The 19081-nt window shown below is 74.2% G+C and carries 11 protein-coding genes; 6 read left to right on the forward strand and 5 right to left on the reverse strand.

Going from position 1 to position 19081, the window contains the following annotated elements:
* Window positions 1–246 precede the first annotated feature (246 nt).
* Both DNL27_RS04830 and DNL27_RS04835 read left to right on the forward strand, forming a co-directional pair.
* Window positions 247–3972: a UrvD/REP family ATP-dependent DNA helicase gene (locus DNL27_RS04830; protein ID WP_112234860.1), complete on the forward strand. Its 3726-nt coding sequence runs from the start codon at window positions 247–249 to the stop codon at window positions 3970–3972.
* Window positions 3969–7406: an ATP-dependent DNA helicase gene (locus DNL27_RS04835; protein ID WP_112234861.1), complete on the forward strand. Its 3438-nt coding sequence runs from the start codon at window positions 3969–3971 to the stop codon at window positions 7404–7406. Before DNL27_RS04830 ends, DNL27_RS04835 begins: the two co-directional genes overlap by 4 nt.
* Here DNL27_RS04835 and DNL27_RS12580 read toward each other — a convergent pair.
* Complete coding sequence (locus tag DNL27_RS12580) at window positions 7355–8704, reverse strand: macrolide 2'-phosphotransferase (protein ID WP_305037661.1); 1350 nt, start codon at window positions 8702–8704, stop codon at window positions 7355–7357. The genes DNL27_RS04835 and DNL27_RS12580 overlap by 52 nt on opposite strands.
* A gap of 85 nt (window positions 8705–8789) precedes the next feature.
* Between DNL27_RS12580 and nudC the strand changes: the two genes are divergently transcribed.
* Both nudC and DNL27_RS04850 read left to right on the forward strand, forming a co-directional pair.
* Window positions 8790–9764, forward strand: coding sequence for an NAD(+) diphosphatase (nudC, locus tag DNL27_RS04845; protein ID WP_012397929.1), 975 nt, complete (start codon window positions 8790–8792; stop codon window positions 9762–9764).
* Window positions 9758–11551, forward strand: coding sequence for an ATP-dependent helicase (locus DNL27_RS04850; RefSeq protein ID WP_112234863.1), 1794 nt, complete (start codon window positions 9758–9760; stop codon window positions 11549–11551). The genes nudC and DNL27_RS04850 overlap by 7 nt, the downstream gene beginning before the upstream one ends.
* A gap of 118 nt (window positions 11552–11669) precedes the next feature.
* Here DNL27_RS04850 and DNL27_RS04855 read toward each other — a convergent pair whose 3' ends face one another.
* Window positions 11670–12491, reverse strand: a complete 822-nt coding sequence (locus DNL27_RS04855) for an alpha/beta fold hydrolase (protein ID WP_204360332.1) — start codon at window positions 12489–12491, stop codon at window positions 11670–11672.
* The gene (locus tag DNL27_RS04860; RefSeq protein WP_112234864.1) at window positions 12488–13966 is read right to left on the reverse strand and encodes an NAD(P)/FAD-dependent oxidoreductase; all 1479 of its coding nucleotides are present in this window, start codon (window positions 13964–13966) and stop codon (window positions 12488–12490) included. The genes DNL27_RS04855 and DNL27_RS04860 overlap by 4 nt, the downstream gene beginning before the upstream one ends.
* 310 nt (window positions 13967–14276) lie before the next feature.
* On the opposite strand from DNL27_RS04860, the gene DNL27_RS04865 reads away from it, so the two are divergent.
* Window positions 14277–15284, forward strand: coding sequence for a LacI family DNA-binding transcriptional regulator (locus tag DNL27_RS04865; RefSeq protein ID WP_012397933.1), 1008 nt, complete (start codon window positions 14277–14279; stop codon window positions 15282–15284).
* Between the two features lie 105 nt (window positions 15285–15389).
* Here DNL27_RS04865 and DNL27_RS04870 read toward each other — a convergent pair whose 3' ends face one another.
* Window positions 15390–16268: a hypothetical protein gene (locus DNL27_RS04870; protein ID WP_239494458.1), complete on the reverse strand. Its 879-nt coding sequence runs from the start codon at window positions 16266–16268 to the stop codon at window positions 15390–15392.
* A 134-nt stretch (window positions 16269–16402) separates the two neighbouring features.
* Here DNL27_RS04870 and DNL27_RS04875 point away from each other — a divergent pair, with 134 nt between their 5' ends.
* Window positions 16403–16981 carry a M48 family metallopeptidase gene (locus DNL27_RS04875; RefSeq protein ID WP_239494459.1) on the forward strand — a complete coding sequence of 193 codons (579 nt, stop codon included), beginning with the start codon at window positions 16403–16405 and terminating at the stop codon, window positions 16979–16981.
* Between the two features lie 343 nt (window positions 16982–17324).
* Here DNL27_RS04875 and DNL27_RS04880 read toward each other — a convergent pair whose 3' ends face one another.
* Window positions 17325–18818 carry a zinc-dependent metalloprotease gene (locus DNL27_RS04880; RefSeq protein ID WP_112234867.1) on the reverse strand — a complete coding sequence of 498 codons (1494 nt, stop codon included), beginning with the start codon at window positions 18816–18818 and terminating at the stop codon, window positions 17325–17327.
* Window positions 18819–19081: the final 263 nt, after the last annotated feature.

The following is a 19081-nucleotide window of genomic DNA, read 5'->3' on the forward strand; positions in this document are numbered from 1 at the left end:
TGGCGCTGGCCCGGTCGAGCTGTCATCGGGTGCCTCCGCGGGTCCGGGGGTCGGATCGAAGAGCGAGGGCTGCTCGGGCTCCGGTGTGGGCCGAGCGGCGGCACCCGGTCCGGCAGGGGGCTGCGGGGCGTCGAAGAGCGCGTACTGGGCGGCGTCGTCGGGCTGGCGTGGGGAAGGCATGGCACCACGGTACCGGGTGTGACCCATGCCCTTATGAGTGTCGGAGGCCCGTGGTGGGATGAGCGCATGCGAACGCAGCGAGAAGCGTCCTGGCGGGTCCTCCCGCCACGCGGCACCGGCACCGGGCAGGCGGGGACCACCCTGGACCCGGCGCAGCAGACCGTGGTGGACCTGCCCGCCGGCCACGGGCCCGTGCTCGTGCTCGGTGCGCCCGGCACGGGGCGCAGCACCGTGGTCGTCGAGGGTGTGGTGCGGCGGATCGCGGACGGCACCGACCCCCAGCGGATGCTCGTGCTCGCACCCTCGCGCGAGTCCGCGGCCACGCTGCGGGACCTCGTGAGCCGCCGGGCCGCGGCCACCATCAGCACGCCGCTCGTGCGGGCGTGGCAGGCCTACGCCTTCGACGTCCTGCGGCGCGCGCAGGCGGAGGAGCTCCTGACCGGCATCGACCTGCCGCCCGTGCTGCTGTCCGGCCCCGAGCAGGATGCCTTCCTCGCGGAGATGATGCGCGGCCACGCCACGGGCCTCGGGGGTGCGGTGGTGTGGCCCGCTGACCTGCAGGACGCGCTCGGCACGCGGGGGTTCCGGGGGCAGCTGCGGGAGCTGTTCGACCGCATGAACGAGTACCGGGTGGAGCCGGAGCAGCTCGCGGCGTGGGCCGGGCCCCTCGGGCATCCCGAGTGGCGCGCGGCGGCCGCGTTCCGCACCGAGTACCAGCAGGTCCGTGCGCTGCGCATGCCCAACGTCTTCGACCCCTCCGAGCTGGTGGACCGGGCCGCCCGGGTGCTGGAGGAGCACCCGGATTTCCTCTCCCGGGAGCAGCAGCGCCTGGACGTGGTCATGGTGGACGACCTCCAGGAGGCCACACCGTCCGTGCACCGGCTGATCGGCGTGCTGTGCCGTGGCCGGGACGCCGTGTTCACCGCGAACCCGGACACCACGGTGCAGGGCTTCCGCGGGGCCCGCCCCGATCTGCTGCGCACGCTGGAGGACCGCGTCGGGACACCGTCGCACCCGGTCCAGCGGCTGCACCTGCACACGAGCCACCGCATGTCCCTGCCCGTCAACGAGGCGTGGCAGCGGGTGGCACGGGCCGTTCCCGTGATCGCCGGGGCGCGCACGGAGCGGGCGCCGGAGCAGCCGGCCGACACCGACCCGGAACCCGGCGGGGACCCTGCGGACGGGGTGAACGCGCCGGGCACCGGTCCCGGCACGGCAGGGCGGCTGGTCACGCCGGACGGCGTGCGCGTGGCCACGTTCGCCTCGCCCACCGCCCAGGCGCGCTGGTGCGCGGATCACTTCCTGCGACTGCACGTGCTGCGGGGGATCCCCTACCGGGAGATGGCGGTGATCGTGCGCAGCGGCCCGCAGCTCTCCGCGCTCACCCGGCAGCTCGCCTCTCTGGGAGTGCCCACCACCACGTCGGCCGCGGAGACCCCCCTGCGGGACGAGCCCGCGGTGATCCCGCTGCTGGACGCCCTCCGGCTGCTGCTCGCGGCCCAGGAGGCGACACCCGGGCAGGAGCAGCAGAATGCCGATCGGCAGACGCCCTCCGGGCAGCACGCGTCCCCCGACGCGCAGCCGGTGGGCGCGGCCCAGGACGGGGAGGCGCCGTACGACGGTGAAGGGCCGCTCGACGGGGACGCTTCTTCAGAGGGGGAGACCGGGCCAGCGGGGGACGACACGCCAGGGGTGGCAGCGCTCGACCGGAGCCGAGCCGGCCAGATGCTGTCCGAGGTGCGCCCGGTCGTCCAGGGCCCGGTCGACGGCGCCCCCTCCACCGCGGGGAGGAACGAGGACCTCGTGAGCGAGGACTCCGCGGCCTCCGGCGACCCGCGCAGCGCCCGCACCGTTCTCACCGCCGCCACGGCGGTCTCCCTGCTGACCTCGCGGATCGGCGGCGCCTCGCCCATGGAGGTGCGGCGCATCCGGCAGCGCCTGCGCGGCTACGAGCTGCGCACGGGCGGGGGCCGCACGAGCGACGACCTCCTCGTCCAGGCTCTCGGGGACGGGCTGCTGCTGGAGCTCGCGGAGGTCCGCTCAGATGCCGCGGCCCGCGTCGCCGACATGCTCCAGGCCGGCCAGGACGCCCTGGACACCCCGGGGGCCACCGCCGAGTCCGTGCTGTGGGCGCTGTGGGAGGCCTCCGGCGTGGGGCCGCGCTGGCGGCGTCGTGCCCTGGCGGGAGGGGCGGAGGCCGTGCGCGCAGACCGTGACCTCGACGCCGTCGTGGGGCTGTTCGAGGCGGCCGAGCGGTTCGTGGACCAGGTGCCCGGAGCCACGGCGAGCGCGTTCATGGAGTACATGGACCACCAGGAGCTGCCCATGGACACGCTGGCCGCCCGGGCGCCCGCCGAGGACAACGTCTCCGTCACGACCCCCGCAGGGGCGGCGGGTCGGGAGTGGTCCCACGTGGTCGTCGCGGGCGTGCAGCAGGGGGTGTGGCCCAACACGGCGCTGCGCGGTCAGCTGCTCGGCACCGACGTCCTCACGGACGCCCTGGACCACGGCCCGGAGCAGGCCGTCCGGCTCGGAGCGGTGGACCGCCTCCGGCAGGTGCGCTTCGACGAGCTGCGCCAGTTCGCCACCGCTGTGTCCCGGGCACGCTCGGGGCTCACCGTCACGGCGGTGGCCACCCAGGACGAGCAGCCGTCGGAGTTCGTGGACCTCGTGGCGCTGGGCCGTGGCGAGGAGACCGGCATCACCGTGGAGGAGCTCGACGCGCCGGAACCGCTCACCCTGCGCCAGCTCACCGGAACCCTGCGGCGGGCCCTGAACGCGGTGGACACCCCGGAGACCGAGCGCGAGGCGGCCGCCCGACTGCTCCACGAGTTCGCCACGGCGCAGGACCCCGTGGCGGGTGCGGCACCGGAGCAGTGGTGGGGCGTGAACCCCCTCACCACGGAGGAGGCGCTGTTCGACGCCGAGGAGCCGGTGCGGGTCTCGCCCTCCAAGATCGAGACTGTGCACCGCTCACCGCTCGACTGGTTTGTGGGGGAGGCCCGCGCCACGGAGACCACGGACCTCAAACGTGGGCTGGGCACGCTCGTGCACGACATCGCCGAGCACATGCCGGACGCGGACGCCGTGGAACTGATCGCGGAGCTGCGGCGGCGCTGGCCCTCCCTCGGCATGCCCGAGGGGTGGACGGGTGCGCAGGAGCTCGAACGCGCCGAGACCATGCTGCGGAAGTTCGCGCAGTACGCCCGGGAGATGCGCACCCGGCACGAGCGGGAACTGGTCGCCGTGGAGGGCGGTTTCCAGGTGCTCGTGCGGGACTCCGCGCGGGACGCCCTGCTCACGGGCCGGGTGGACCGGCTGGAGGTGGACGCCCACGGGCGCCACGTGGTGGTGGACCTCAAGACCGGCAGGCACAAGCCCACGGGGGCCGACATCCCCGAGCACCCCCAGCTCGCCGCGTACCAGGTGGCGCTGCAGGCCGGCGCCGGGCAGGCCATGCAGGACAGCGTCCAGGGCGAGGGCCTGCACGGCACGGACCGCCCCGAGCGCATCGAGCTACCCGAGGGCACCGTGCTCACCCAGCCGGGCGGGGCACTGCTCGTGCAGCTGGGCGACGCCACGGCCAAGCCCGGCGTGCAGCAGCAGGACCCGCTGGACGAGGACCAGCAGTGGGCCCGGGAGCTCATCACGCAGGCCGCCCTGCTGATGGCCGGCACCCGGTTCGAGGCCCGCCACACGGCGGAGCAGGAGAACGGGAGCCACGGCAGGTCGTGCGCGGTGCCGTGGGTGTGCCCGCTGTGCGCCCAGGGGAGACAGGTGACGGAGAAATGACCATGAAGGACTTCACCCCGGAGGACATCAGGTTCTCCCCGCAGGACATCGCCGAGGCCCTCGGCGACTTCCCGCCCACGGAGCAGCAGGCCGAGGTCATCGCCTCGCCGCTGACGCCGCGGCTCGTGGTGGCCGGCGCCGGATCCGGCAAGACCACCACCATGTCCGACCGCGTCACGTGGCTCGTGGCCAACGGACTGGCACGCCCCGAGGAGATCCTGGGTGTCACGTTCACCCGCAAGGCCGCCGGGGAGCTCTCGCAGCGCATCGCCACGAAGCTGCGCATGCTGCGCCACGCGGGTCTCATCGAGGAGCCGGAGGGGGACGACGACGCCCCCGCGGCCGTCCAGGAACCCACCGTGAGCACCTACCACTCCTACGCCAACTCCCTGGTGCGCAGCTACGGGCTGCGCCTGGGCATCGAGTCGGACACCGTGCTGCTCGGCCAGGCCCAGGCGTGGCAGCTGGCGAGCGAGCTCGTGCGGGGCTGGGACGGCCCGCTGCCCGAGGCGGTTCCCGCCGTGAACACGCTCACGGGCGGCGTCATCAAGCTGTCCTCCGAGGCGTCCGAGCACCTGGTGGAGGCCCACCGGATCCGCGAGTTCGTGCAGCGCTTCCGCCTCGCGTGCCAGGACGTGCCTCCGGACGGGCGCAAGCGGACGCCGGGCAAGGACGTGGTGAGCGCCCTGTCCCGCATGGAGCAGACGGACGTGCTCGCCCAGCTGGTGGAGCGCTTCCACGCGGTCAAGCGGCAGGAGTCCGCACTGGACTACGGCGACCTGCTCTCCCTCGCGGCGCGCATAGTGCGCGTGGACCCGCATGCGCGCACCGTGGAGCGGGACCGCTTCAAGGTGGTGCTGCTGGACGAGTTCCAGGACACCTCCCACGCCCAGCTGGCACTGTTCTCCGGCCTCTACGGGGACGGGCACTGCGTGATGGCCGTGGGTGATCCGCAGCAGTCCATCTACGGGTTCCGCGGCGCCTCCTCGGGGCAGCTGTTCAGCTTCGTGGAGAACTTCCCGCGCCGCACGGCGGACGGTGGGTCCGAGTACGCCGCCACGAGCTTCCTGACCACGGCGTGGCGCAACAGCCTGTCCGTCCTGGACGTCGCCAACGCCGTGGCCGCCCCGCTGCGCACCGCGCCCGCCTGGAGCCGTTCTGCGGCCACGGTGCAGGTGCCGCCGCTGGACCCCGCTCCCGGCGCGGTCCGCGGGCGGGTGCGCGTGAGCCGCTACGCCACGGACACGGAGGAGGCCCGGGCCACCGCCCAGCTCATCCACGAGCAGCGGGCCGCCCACGAGGGTCAGCCGCTCGCGGAGATGCCCACCATGGCGGTGCTGTGCCGGCGGAGGGCGCAGTTCGAGCCCCTCCGGCTCGAGCTCGAGGCACTCGACATCCCCTACGAGGTCATCGGTCTGGGCGGGCTGCTGCACACGCCGGAGGTCAGCGACGTGGTGGCCATGCTGCACGTGCTCACGGACCCCGGCCGCTCGGACGCCCTGGCCCGGCTGCTCGCGGGGGCCCGCTGGCGTCTCGGAGCCCGGGACCTCGCCGCGCTGGGGGACTGGGCGGCGGAGCTCGAACGACGGCACGAGAGCGCGGCACGGGGTGAGCAGGACACCCGCCCCGACGACGTCGTGAGGGCCGACGCCGTGGACGGTTCCAGCCTCGTCGAGGCGCTCGAGACGCTTCCCCGGGACGGCTGGGTCTCCTCGCGGGGCAGGAGCATCAGCCCCGAGGGCATGCGCAGGCTCCGGGCGCTGCGCGAGGACGTCGTGGCGCTGCGGGAGGTGCTCGGCGACGAGCTGACCACGGTGATCCACGAGGTGGAGACCGTGCTGGGCCTGGACATCGAACTGGCCGCGCTGCCGGGGGAGGACCCCGCCACCGCGCGCCGGAACCTGGACGCCTTCACGGACCAGGCGGTGCAGTTCTCCGCGACCACCCGCACCCACGACGTCGCGGCGTTCCTCGCGTGGCTGGAGACGGCGTCCCGTGAGGAGAACGGTCTGGAGCTGCCGCCCGCCCACACTCGCCACGACGCCGTGCAGCTGCTCACGGTCCACGCGTCCAAAGGCCTGGAGTGGGACCACGTCCACGTCCCGGGCCTCAACCAGGGCGACTTCCCGTCCACGAACTCCTCGGCCTGGACGGCTGAGGCGGCCAAGCTCCCGTGGCCGCTGCGGGGTGACGCCTCCCAGCTGCCCGAGTGGTCACCGCGCGTGGACGACGTCCGGGAGCTCGAGGCGTCCTTCGGGGAGTTCGCCGAGGACGTCGCCGAGCACGACCTCGGCGAGGAGCGTCGGCTGGCCTACGTGGCCTTCACCCGCGCCAAGACCCTGCTGGAGCTCTCCGGCTCGGTGTACCGCGGCACGGGCAAGAAGCCCAAGGAGGTCTCGCCCTTCCTGCGGGAGGCGCGCGACATGGCCGAGTCCGCCACCCCCGGGTTCGAGGCGGGGCCGTGGGCGGACCCGGGAGAGCTGGAGGGCAATCCCCAGCTGGACACCCGGGTCATTGCCCTGTGGCCCTACGACCCCCTGGAGGGCCCCGTGATCACCCGCACCTCGCGGGACGCGGACGGTACGCTCAGCGAGACCGTGCTGCCCCCGGCCCACGAGGGACGGCGCGCCCGCGCGGAGGCCGCGGCGCAGGCCGTGCGGAACGGTGGCTTCCCGCACCTGGCCGACGTCCCGGACGAGGAGCTCGCCGCGGGTGAGGCGGGTGCCCGGGTGCGGCGCTGGCGTCACGAGGCGGAGCTGCTGCTCGCGCGCCGCTCGGACCCCGAGCGCCCGCGCACGGTGCACATGCCCTCGCACGTCTCGGCGTCCGCCCTGGTGGCCATGGACAGCGACCCCGAGGGTTTCGTGAGCACCCTGCGCCGCCCCATGCCCCGCAGGCCCGGTTCGGCGGCGCGGGCGGGCACGGCGTTCCACACGTGGGTCGAGAACTTCTACGGGGACTCCGCGCTGCTCGACCCCGACGAGCTGCCCGGGGCCGACGACCACGTGGACGAGGACCTCGACCTGCCCCGGCTCGCCGAGACGTTCCGGGCGAGCCCGTGGGCCGAGCGCCAGCCCTACGCGGTGGAGCTGCCCGTGGAGACGCCGGTCGGTTCCCTCACGGTGCGCGGGCGCATCGACGCGGTGTTCCGCACCGCGGACGGCTGGGAGCTCGTGGACTGGAAGACCGGGCGGGTGCCCCACGGGGAGGATTTGCGCAGGAAGTCGGGGCAGCTGGCCCTGTACCGGCTCGCGTTCGCCCGGCTGCACGGCATTCCGCTGGAGAGCGTGTCCGCGGCGTTCTACTACGTGGCCTCCGACCGTGTGGTGCGACCCCTCGACCTCGCCGACGAGCAGCAGCTCGAGGGGATCGTGTCCTCCCTCTACGCGCGGGGCGGGGTGTCCTCTGCGGACGGGTCGTCCTCGCCCAAGTGACCGGGCGTGGGGTCGAACCCGTCGGTCCGCTCCCGGTCGGCTGCCCCCTCGGCGGGTGCGGCCGCGTCGGAGAGCGTGGGGGGTTCGGCCGGGGCCCGGGAGGCAGCGGTCGCACCCGACGCGGTGCCCTCGACCCGGGGACCCCGCGTGGGGTGCGCCGCTCCGGAGTGCGACGCGGCGGCGTCGTCCGCCGGTGCCCGGTGCCCTGCGGTGGCGGGACTCCCGGCGGCCGCGCTGCGGTGTGTGTTGGCCGCCGACTCGGGGGGACCGCTGTGCGGGACCCCGGCGGAGGGGGCCTCCTCGACCGGTCCGGGCACGCCCGGGGACGGGGAGGCACTGGCCCGCACGTCACGGGCCAGGGTGTCGAGCATGCGCTGGGCGTTGTCCACCATGGACGGGATGTTCCGGTCCACGCCCCGCACGAGCCACTCCGCGAGCGCGAACTCGGCCTTCAGGTGCGCGCGGCGCAGCAGGTGGCGGTCGGGCGGCTGCACGGCGGCCACGGAGTACGCCTCCAGGACGGTGTCCGCGAACGCGGGGTCGCCCATGCCCACGAGCCACGAGAAGTCCTCGGCGGGATCCCCCACGTGCAGGTCGCTCCAGCCGGTGAACGAGGCGAGCGCGCCGTGGTCCACCGTGATGTTGTCCTCGTGCAGGTCCCCGTGGACCACGCGCGTGGAGAACTGCCACAGGGTGGTGTCCTCGAGGGCCTCCTCCCAGCGGCGCAGCAGGGCGCCGGGGATCAGCCCGGTGGTCGCGGCGCGGTCGAGGTCGTGGAGCATGCGCTTGCGGCACTGCTCGGCGCTGTAGGCGGGCAGGTCCGCGTCCATCACGAGGGCGCGGGGCAGGCTGTGCAGCGCGCCGAGTGCGCGGCCGATCTGCACGGCCAGCGGCGCGCGCGGCGCCGCACTCGGGGAGGGTGCGTGCACGGGCGGTTCGGGGTCCGTGTTCTGCCGCTGCAGCTCGCGCAGGCTGAGCGTGCTGCCGGGCAGGTGGGAGTACACGAACGTGCGCAGCTCGCCCTGCGCCACAGAGCCGGCCACGGTGGGCAGGTGGAACGGCAGGTGGGAGCGGATGGAGGGCGTGAACGCCTGCAGCACGAGGTGCTCGGTCTCCAGACGCATGCTGGCCTCGGTGGTCAGGGGGCTGCGGACGCGCCAGCGCTTCCCGGCGGCGTCCTGGACCACGCACGAGCGGAAGTCCGCGGCGTCGTCGGGAGAAGGACCGGTGGCCACGGGGGCCACTCCGGGCACGGCCGCGGCCGCGACGGCGGCTAGCAGTTCGGGGGTCGTTCTCACCCCACCCACCCTACCGGCCGGTTGCTGGGTCCGAGCTGTCCACACGGCCCGTGTGGGTGTCCGCGCCCGGGTCTACAGTGGTCCGGTGAACTCATCCCCAGACCGATCCATCGCACCGGCGCCGCTGCTCGGCCCGGCCGAGCTGCCCTTCGCGGGCCGCGCCTTCGACCGGCAGGCCGTGGAGCGCGAGCACCGGGACCTCGTGGCCGCGGCCGAGGACTCCGGCACGGCGCGGGCGCTCGTGCTCCGCGGGTCCCAGGTGCCCACGACGCCGCACGGGCCGTTGCTGCCGCTGCTCGCCGAGGTGCCCGCCGCCACGGGGGATCCGGGGCGCCCGGACGTGTACCTGGGGCGCACCGCGGACGGCACCCGAGTGGTGCTGCGCACGTTCCCGGAGGACGCCCAGCTGCCCGGCTTCGAGGACGTCGCCTGGGAAGGTCTGCTCACCCTGGCCACCGCGGTGGAGCCCGAGCTGACCGCTCTGCTGGTCACGGGTCAGGCGATCGCCCTCTGGCACCGCGACCACCCCCGGTGCCCCCGCTGCGGTGCCCTCACGGAGGTCGTGCGCTCCGGATGGGCGCGCACGTGCCCCCGGGACGGCTCCCTGCACTTCCCGCGCACGGACCCGGCGATCATCGTGGCCGTGGTGGATGACGAGCCGGACCCGGCCCGGCAGCGGATCCTGCTGGGCCGCTCGGCGCTGTGGTCCGGCAACCGATACTCCACGTTCGCCGGCTTCGTCGAGCCGGGGGAGTCTGCGGAGCAGGCGGTGGTGCGCGAGATCGGGGAGGAGGCCGGGATCACGGTGGACACCGTGCAGTACCAGGGCTCTCAGCCGTGGCCGTTCCCCCGCTCCCTGATGCTGGGCTTCCGCGCCGCGGCCCACACGTCGGTGGCCGAGGCGGACGGCGAGGAGATCCTGGACGTCCGGTGGTTCACGCGCGAGCAGCTGCTCACGTGCGTCCGCACCGGTGAGGTCACGCTGCCGGGGCGGGTGTCGATCGCGCACGCACTGATCGTCAGCTGGCTGGGCGAGGACCTCCCGGGGGCCGAATGGTGAGCTTGGAGCAGAGCGCCGAGGAGCGGATCCTCGGCGGCCTGGACCCGGAGCAGCGCGTGGTCGCGACCACACTGAACGGTCCGGTGTGCGTGCGCGCGGGAGCGGGCACCGGCAAGACACGCGCCATCACCCACCGCATCGCGTGGGGCATCGCTTCGGGGGTCTACACCCCGCAGAAGACCCTCGCCCTGACGTTCACCGCGCGCGCCGCCAACGAGATGCGCCAGCGGCTGCGGGCGCTCGGCGCACCCGGCGTGCAGGCCCGGACCTTCCACTCCGCGGCACTGCGCCAGCTGCAGTACTTCTGGCCGCAGGCCGTGGGCGGGCCCCCGCCGGGGCTCGTGAACCACAAGGCGAGGCTGATCACCGAGGCCGGCCAGGCCATGCGCCTGACCACGGACCGGGCCACGGTCCGGGACGTCGCGGCCGAGATCGAGTGGGCCAAGGTCTCCATGCACACCCCGGACACCTACCCGCAGGCGGCGGGCCGGCGGGACATGCCCGCGGGCTACGACGTCCGCACCATGCAGCGGCTGTACCAGTCCTACGAGGACCTCAAGGCGGACCGGCACCTGATCGACTTCGAGGACGTCCTGCTGATCACGGTGGGGATCCTGGAGGAGGACGAGCGGATCGCCGCGGCGGTGCACGCGCAGTACCGCCAGTTCGTGGTGGACGAGTACCAGGACGTCTCGCCCCTGCAGCAGCGGCTGCTGGACGCGTGGCTCGGCTCACGGGACGACCTCTGCGTGGTGGGGGACGCCTCCCAGACCATCTATTCCTTCACGGGTGCCACGTCCCGGCACCTGCTGGAGTTCCCGTCCCGGTATCCCGGGGCGTCCGTGGTGGAGCTGATCCGCGACTACCGCTCCACCCCTCAGGTGGTCAACACCGCCAACCGGCTGCTGGCCGCGCGCCGCCCGTCCCTCACGTCCACCCCGGACACGTGGGCCACCCCGCTGCGCCTGGTCTCCCAGCGCCCCGCGGGCCCCGAGCCCGCGTGGAACGAGTACCCGGACGACGAGGCCGAGGCCGCGGGCGTGGCCGTGCGGATCCAGGACCTGATCGACGACGGCGTGGCCCCGCACGAGATCGCCGTCCTGTTCCGCACCAACGGCCAGTCGCAGGCCTTCGAGGCCGCGCTCGCGGACGCGAACATCGGCTTCCAGCTGCGCGGCTCCGAACGGTTCTTCAACCGGCCCGAGATCCGGCAGGCCATCGTGCAGATCCGCTCCGCCGCACGCACGGCGGGCGCGGACCGCGCGGACGTCCCCCAGCAGGTGCGGGACATGCTCGGCTCGCTCGGCTACACGGAGCGGGCCCCGCGCTCCGACAGCGCCACGCGCGCCAAGTGGGAGTCACTGCGTGCGCTCGTCTCGCTCGCGGACACCATGGCCCGCCGCGCCGCGGCCGACGGCGAGACGCTCGCCCTCGCCGGGTTCGCGCAGGAGATCGAACGCCGCGCCGCCACGCAGGAGGCCCCGGTGGTGGACGGGGTCACGCTCGCGTCCCTGCACTCGGCCAAGGGCCTGGAGTGGGATGCCGTCTTCCTCGTGGGGCTCTCCGAGGGGCTCATGCCCATCAGCTTCGCGGACACCCCGGACGCCATGGACGAGGAGCGCCGCCTGCTCTACGTGGGGATCACCCGCGCGCGGGAGCACCTCGTGTTCTCGTGGTCGCTGTCCCGGACCCCGGGCGGGCGGCCCAACCGGGCGCGGTCACGCTTCCTGGACGCCGTGCTGACTCCCGCACCGCGCACCCCGGCACGACGCCGCGGCGGCCGCTGAGCGGGCCCGGCCGCCTCCCGGTGTCGCTGGCTCGTCCGGCCCCGTTGCGCCTCCCGACGCGTCCTGCGGTCGCGGCGCGCCCGGCGACCGTGGGCCGGGACCGGCCCGGGCAGCGTCGTCAGGCGCGGTCCACGTCCGCCCAGAACTCGGTGGCCAGGCGCGCGAACTCGTCGGGACGCTCGATCATGGGCCCGTGGCCGGTGTCGGGGAAGCGGTGCGTGCGCGCGTCGAGGGCCTTGGCCCCGCGGGCGAGGTGGCGGAAGGGCAGCACGGTGTCCTTGTCACCCCACACGATGAACACGGGAACACCGGTGGCCCGCACGCGGGGGAGCAGCCGACGCCGCCAGGACCGCTTCACACCCGCGAGCGAGCCGATCGAGCGCAGCATCTGCAGCATGGCCGCGGAGCCGCCGGGGCGCTGCGCGAGCTCGTAGCCGCGTTCCACGCGCTCGGGCGTGGCCAGGGCGGGGTCGTGGTACATGGCCCGCTCGGAACGCAGTGCGCCCTTGCGGCTCGGAGTCAGGGCGCGCTCGCCCACCCCGGGCAGCGCCGCGAGCCGCAGGGCCGGGCTCACACCCCGCCCGAAGCCTGCGGAGTCCACGAGCAGCAGGCTGCGCACGAGCTCCGGGTGGTCGGCGGTGAGCTGCATGGCCACGGCCCCGCCCAGCGAGTTGCCGGCCACGTGGGCCGACGCGATGCCCTGGGCCCGCACGAACTCGGCCACGCGGGAGGCGAGGTTCGGGAGGCTCATGCCCTCGGCGGGGACCTCGGAGCCGCCGAAACCGGGGAGGTCCACGCTGATCACCCGGTGCTGCGCGGCGAGACGTTCGTGCTGCTCGTCCCAGTCGGCCAGGCTGCGTCCGATCCCGTGGATCAGCAGCACGGGGGTGCCCTCACCGGTCTCGCGCCAGCTCAGCCCGTTCCACATCTGCGTGCTCACGCGGCCACCCCCGAGGTGGTGCGGGCGGGCACCGTGAACTCGAGCTGCTCGTCCTTCTCGGCACCCGGACGGAACAGCACCCGGTCCCGCAGGTAGTTCTGCCGCACGTTCCATGCCCCGTCGCGGCCCTGGCGGGGCAGCAGGTGCGCGCCGCGCTGGATGTAGCCCGAGGCCAGGTCGATGAGCGGGCGCAGCCCGGTGCGGGGGCCGGAGTACCGGGGCGTGACGGCCACCGCACTCTCGCGGTCCATGCGCTCCAGCAGCCGCCGGAAGTACTCGGTGACCAGGTCCACGCGCAGCGTCCACGAGGAGTTGGTGTAGCCGATGGCGAAGGCCATGTTGGGCACGCCGTCGAGCATCATGCCGCGGTAGCTCACGTGCGCGGCCGGATCCACGGTCTCACCGTCCACCACGAGGTCCATGCTCCCCAGGAACTGCACGTTGAGCCCGGTGGCGGTCACGATCACGTCCGCCGGCAGGTGACGGCCCGAGCGCAGCTGGATCCCGTCCGCGGTGAAGCGCTCGATGGTGTCCGTGACCACCTCCGCGTGCTCCCCGCGCACGGCCGTGAAGAAGTCCCCGTCCGGTGCGGCGCACAGCCGCTGGTCCCAGGGGTCGTACTCGGGGGTGAAGTGCTCGTCCACCGGGAAGGTGGGGCCCAGGTGCTTCACGGCCCCGCGGTGCAGCAGGTCACGCATGGCCTGCGGGCGGCGGCGGCTGAACTCGTAGATGGCCATGGAGCGCACGATGTTGCGCCAGCGGTTGGCCTCCCCGGCCACGCGCGGCGGCAGCCACCTGCGCAGCTTGATGCCGGTCTCGTCCCTGCCCGGCACGGAGGCCACGTAGGACGGGGAGCGCTGCAGCATGCTCACGTGGGCGCCGCGGTCCGTGAGCGCGGGCACGAGGGTCACGGCGGTGGCGCCGCTGCCGATCACGACCACGCGGCGGCCCGCCACGTCCAGGTCCTCGGGCCAGTGCTGCGGGTGGACCACGGCGCCCTCGAAATCCTTCAGCGTGGGCCAGTCGGGGGTGAAGCCCTCGTCGTAGCGGTAGTAGCCCGTGGCCATGAACAGCCACCGGCCGGTGAGCTGCTCGGTCTCACCCGTGTGGACGTCACGGTGGGTGACGGTCCACGTGTGGGTCTCGGAGGACCACCGTGCCTGCTGCGCGCGCCGCCCGAACCGGATGTCCTTCGTGACGCCGGCCTCCTCGGCCGCCGAGCGGACGTAGTCGAGGATGGTCTCGCCGGTGGCCAGGCTGCGCTCTCCGGTCCACGGACGGCTGCGGTAGCCGAACGTGGCCATGTCCGAGTCCGAGCGGATGCCCGGGTACCGGAAGAGGTCCCACGTGCCGCCGATGTCCTCGCGCGCCTCGAGGATGCGGACGGTGCGGCCCGTGCCCGCGAGCTCCCGGGCGGCACCGATGCCGGAGATCCCGGCACCGATGATGATCACGTCGACGTCCTGAGTGTCCATGTGGTTCTCCAACTTCCTTGCGGTGTCGCGCCCCGGTCGGATCCGGGCGGCGCCTCCGGTGCCCTGCGGCGTTCCCGCGGGGCGGACCGGCTCCAGGGCCGAGCGGCTCGGTGGCCGTGTCCGGGCCCGGCACACGGTCCGGGTGCCGGGCCCGTTCCAGGCCGTCAGTGCTCGGCCCCGGTGTGTACTAACACGTGTTAGCTTGATGGTTGTCGAGTGTAACAGCTCACATTTGCGGCGCACCAGGGCCCGGTGGCCGTGGACGACTCGCTACCATGCATCCAGCGCCCTCCAGGGAGAACTCACGAGCATGCACCGGCACCGCACCCCCGCACGGCGGGCCACGAGCGCCGACGTCGCGCGGCTGGCCGGGGTCTCCCGGACCACCGTGAGCTTCGTGCTCAACGACACCCCCTCGCAGTCCATCTCCGCGGACACCCGGCGACGGGTGCTCGACGCCGCCCAGGAGCTCTCCTACGCGCCCTCCGCGGAGGCACGGGCGCTCGGCCGGGGCCGCTCCACCTCGGTGCTTTTGTACCTCCCCCCGGCGGGGTCCCTGACCGAGGACATCGGGGTGATCGTGGAGCGGCTCTCGGTGCTGTTCTCCGAGGCGGGACTGTCCATGGTGATCCACGCGTGGACCCGCCGCCCCGCCGCCCAGGTCTGGTCCTCCGTGACGCCGGCCGCCGTGCTCGCGTGGGACCTCGCGGACGACGACGCCGAGCGCATGCGCCGCAGCGGCGTGCGCGGCGTCGTCTCCTGGACCGGTTCGGACGAGATGGGGCGGTGGATCACGGGTCCCCGCGAGCATGACATCGCCCGGATGCAGGTGCAGCGGCTCGTGGCCGCGGGCCATACGCACCTGGGGTACGCGGTCACGGGAGGGGACCACATGCACGGGGTCTCGCAGTGGCGCTTCGAGGTGCTGCAGCGTGAGTGCGCCGCTCGCGGCCTGTCCCGCCCGAGCGCCCTTCCCCTTCCCGCGGATCCCCGCGGGGCGGCCGAGGTGCTGCTGCGGTGGCGCGAGCAGCACCCGGGGGCCTCCGGGGTGTGCGCCCACGACACCACCGCCGCGCTCGCGGTGCTCTCCGGGATGCGCCGACTCGGCTGGCGGGCGCCCGCCGATCTCGCGATCGTGGGGGTCAACGACTCCCCGGCGGCGGCGCTGGCCGACCCTCCGCTGACCATGGTGGCGCTGGACCCCGAGGTCACCGCCCGCCACATCGTGGCCGTGATCACCGCCCTGGTGCGGGACGAGCCCGCCCCCTCACCCCCGGACACGGCGGGGGCTTTCACGGTGGACCGGGACTCCGTCTGAGCGGGCACGGGCGGCCCACCCGGCACCCCCGGCACGGGCGGCACGCCGGGCACCGCGCGCACCGTTCGCGGCCCGACGCACGCGGGTGAGCACCGCCGGCACTTCTCACGGCCCGGTGAACGCGAGGGAGCACAGGCACCCCTGATCCGGGGCCAGGGGCAGGACCGTGAGACCCCGGCGCAGCACGAGGTGCGCCGCGGAGCCCTCGGGTGGCTCCGGCCCGGGCGAGGACAGGGCCGTCGAGGAACCGGACGGTGCCACTCCGGTGCCGAGGGCCGGTAAGCCGGGGAGAGCGTCGTGCGGCGGGCCGTGGGGCGCCGCCCGCGGGGCGGCGTGGTCCCGCAGCGCGTGGGAGAGCAGCCGTCCCGCGATCTCCCCGGTGGCCACCGTGCGGGTCAGCGCCCCCACGGGGCCCTCGTGAGGCGGCAGCAGGGGTTCCCCGGGCCGGGGCCGTGGCGCGCGGAAGATCCGACGAGCCTCACGGACCGCGCTCGCCACACACGCCCGGCACGGGCGGTGCGCCCAGTCGGTGACGGGCCAGACGACCACGGACCCGCCGTCGCGGACCACGCTCAGGGTGGGCAGCGCCGGGTCCAGCTCCGGGGCGGGAACCGTGGTGAGGTCCGCCACGAGGTCGCCAGGCACGGACCACGTGCGGAGCACCACGGCCGTGGGCAGCGCGGCGGACGGGAAGAGCTCGGGGGCGCTGAGGGGGACGCAGCGCGGAGACCTCCGGCGCAGCAGGGTCCGCAGCACCAGGTCACGAGGCTGTCCCTGGAACTCGGCGGGGTACGGGCCGCGGCGGACGTCCGTGGTCCCGACGGGTGCGGGATCCTGCACGTTGAGCAGACAGACCCCGGCCTCCACGAGCGCGAGGCACACGGCGGCCGCGAGGGGGTCGAGCCCGAGGGCGAGCACGCGCAGCTCGTCGGGCGCCGGGGGAGCGCAGGACTCGTCGGGGAGGGTGGGGCAGCGGTGGGCCATGGGACCAGGGTCCCCGGGCCGGGTCACTCCCGCCGCCGTGGTGGAGCAATCCACAGCACGGGTGCCGCGGTCACCGTGCTCCCCATCCGGGTGCCGGTTCGTGCCGAGAGCGGGAGGGGTGGTGAACTGGGGGCATGCCCCGACCCCGAGCCAGAGCCGACGAGCCACCGGAGGATGTGCCGGAGATCGTCGTCAGGCGCAGCGCCCGCCGCACCAAGACCGTCAACGCCCACTTCAGCGGGGACGCCGTGGTGCTCTCGGTGCCGCAGCGGGCCACGCGTGCCCAGATCGCGCACTGGAGCGCGACCCTCGTGCCCAGGGTCGTCGCGAAGCGGCGCGCGGCGGAGGCGGCCTCGCGCGCGCGGCACACCAACACGGTGCTCGAGGAGACGGCGCAGCGGCTGTCCCGCACGTACCTCGGGGGTCGCGCCCGGCCCACGAGCATCACGTGGTCCTCGCGTCAGCACACCCGCTGGGGCTCGGCGACCCCCGCCACGGGTGCCATCCGGATCTCGCAACGGCTCGCGGACGCACCCACGTGGGTCCTGGAGACCGTGGTGCTCCACGAGCTCGTGCACCTGCTCGAGGCGCACCACAACGAGCGGTTCTGGGAGATGGCGCGGCGCCACCCCAGGGCCCACGACGCCGCCCAGTTCCTCGACGGCGTCGCGTGGGCCGAGAGGAACCCCGCGGAGGGCGCGGACCGGGAATGAGGCAGGCGCCCCAGGGGGCCAGGCCGGTGAGTGCCGCGCGCCCGGAACCGGCACCGTGGGTGGCGTCCGGAACGGGCACGGCGGGGCCGCGTCCGGAACACGTGCGGCGGGGGCCGCACCGCGGAGTTACCACCGCGGTGCCTCAAGCACGGGACCTCTCAACCACGGTGCCCCAACTACGGACCTCGATCAGGCGGTCGACACGACGGAGCGGCCGCGGGCCGGCCACGAGAACGAGGGCACCCCGCCCCGTAGCGCTTGCCCGGCCACAGGAGCTCGACCATGGGGCGGACGCCGAGCTCGGTGCCACGAGCCCGCAGCACCGAGGATCAGCAGACCGCGGTCAGTCCTTGTCGGGCGTGGTGTCGGGGTCGTCCTGGTCGTCGTCGCCAGCCGCGCCCTCGTCCGGCTCGCGTCCCGGTGAGGTGTCCCCGGACTCACCCTGCGTGCCGTCCACGGAGGGCTGGCCCGTGGAGTCCGCCTGACCGGGGCCCTGGGCGCCGGCCTCGTACCCGCCGGCCAGCAGCTTCTCCAGAGCGGCGTCCATCTCCTCGTCGCTGGCCGTGAGCAGGCCGCGGCGCTCCTCGAAGCCCTGGGGGTCGTCGAGGTCCTCGTTGGTGGGCAGCAGCTCGGGGGACTCCCACAGGCTGTCCCGCTCGGTGATTCCGCGCTGCTCGGCTACGTAGTCCCAGAAGGTGGCGGCCTCGCGCAGGCGGCGGGGGCGCAGCTCCAGACCCACGAGGGAGCCGAAGGTGCGCTCCGCGGGCCCGCCCTCGGCGCGGCGTCGGGCCATCATCTCGGTGAGTGCCGGTGCGGACGGGATGTTCACGGTGGAGGCCACGGTGACGCGGTTGACCCAGCCCTCCACGAGGGCCAGGACGGTCTCGAGCCTCGAGAGCGTGACCTCCTGCTGGGGGGTCATCTCGGGGCTGAACACGCCCGAGGCCAGGGCGTCCTGGACACCCGAGGGGTCCGTGGGGTCGAGGTCCCGGGCGATCGACTCGATGCGCTCCATGTCGATGTGGATCTCGGAGGCGAACGCCGTGATGAGGTCCAGCACGTGCTGGCGCAGCCACGGCACCCCGTGGAACAGCCGCGCGTGGGCGGCCTCGCGGATGGCCAGGTAGAGCAGCACGTCGGAGGCGGGCAGGTCCAGCCCCTCGCTGAACTCCGCGATGTTGGAGGGCACCAGCGCGGTGCGCTCGGCGGCGAGCGGGATACCGACGTCCGAGGAGGACAGCACCTCGCAGGACAGCCCGCCCACGGCCTGGCCCAGCTGCATGCCGAACATCATGGACCCCGCCCCGGAGAGCATCCCGGAGAGGTCCGCGCCGCCCATGGCCTGGGACAGTTCGGGCGGCAGCTGCTGGGTCAGGGCCTCGGACATGGCCTGGGACACGGAGGCCGCCACGGGGGCGGACATCTCCTTCCAGGTCTCCCACGTGGCCTCGATCCACTCGGCGCGGGCCCACGCGGCGGGCATCACGGGGGCCTCGTCGAACGCGGTGTTGTCCTTGAGCCACAGGTCCGCGAGCTTCATGGCGTCGCTCACAGCGCCCTTCTGCTTCTCAGTCACGGACGGATCGCCCTTCTGGGCGGCCACCTGCCGTGCGTGCTGGTTGGCGAGGTCCCAGTTCACGGGCTCGTCGGAGGACGAGGAGCTCATCATGGACTGGATCTGCTGGAACACCATGGACATCGACTGCGGGTCCATGGGCATCCCCGCGGGCATGTCGCCGGGCTTCATGGCCCCGGACCCCAGCAGACGTTCGAACATCTCCTGGAACGGGTCCTTGGGGTTCTCGCCGTGCTCGTCGTTCGGAGGGTTCGAAGGCATGGGACCGCCAATCTTCGCGAGAGGTCTGGGACTGGCTCCAGCGTATCGGGCGCTCCCGGGAGCCACCATCGTCCCGGCCCGCAGTTCGCTGATGGCTCAGGGTCCCGGCCGCCCCGCCGGCCCCACGCCGCTGGTCGGGGCACGCTCGGGTCCGTCCCGTGGCCCTGCCGCGCACGACGCCGCACGCTCCCCGTGCGCAACCGGGTACCCGGCGGGAACGACGCCGCACGGCCCCCGTGCGGGTGCGGGTCACCCGCCGAGCA

The sequence above is a fragment of the Kocuria sp. BT304 genome, assembly GCF_003290245.1.
GTDB classification, from domain to species: Bacteria; Actinomycetota; Actinomycetes; order Actinomycetales; family Micrococcaceae; genus Kocuria; species Kocuria rhizophila_A.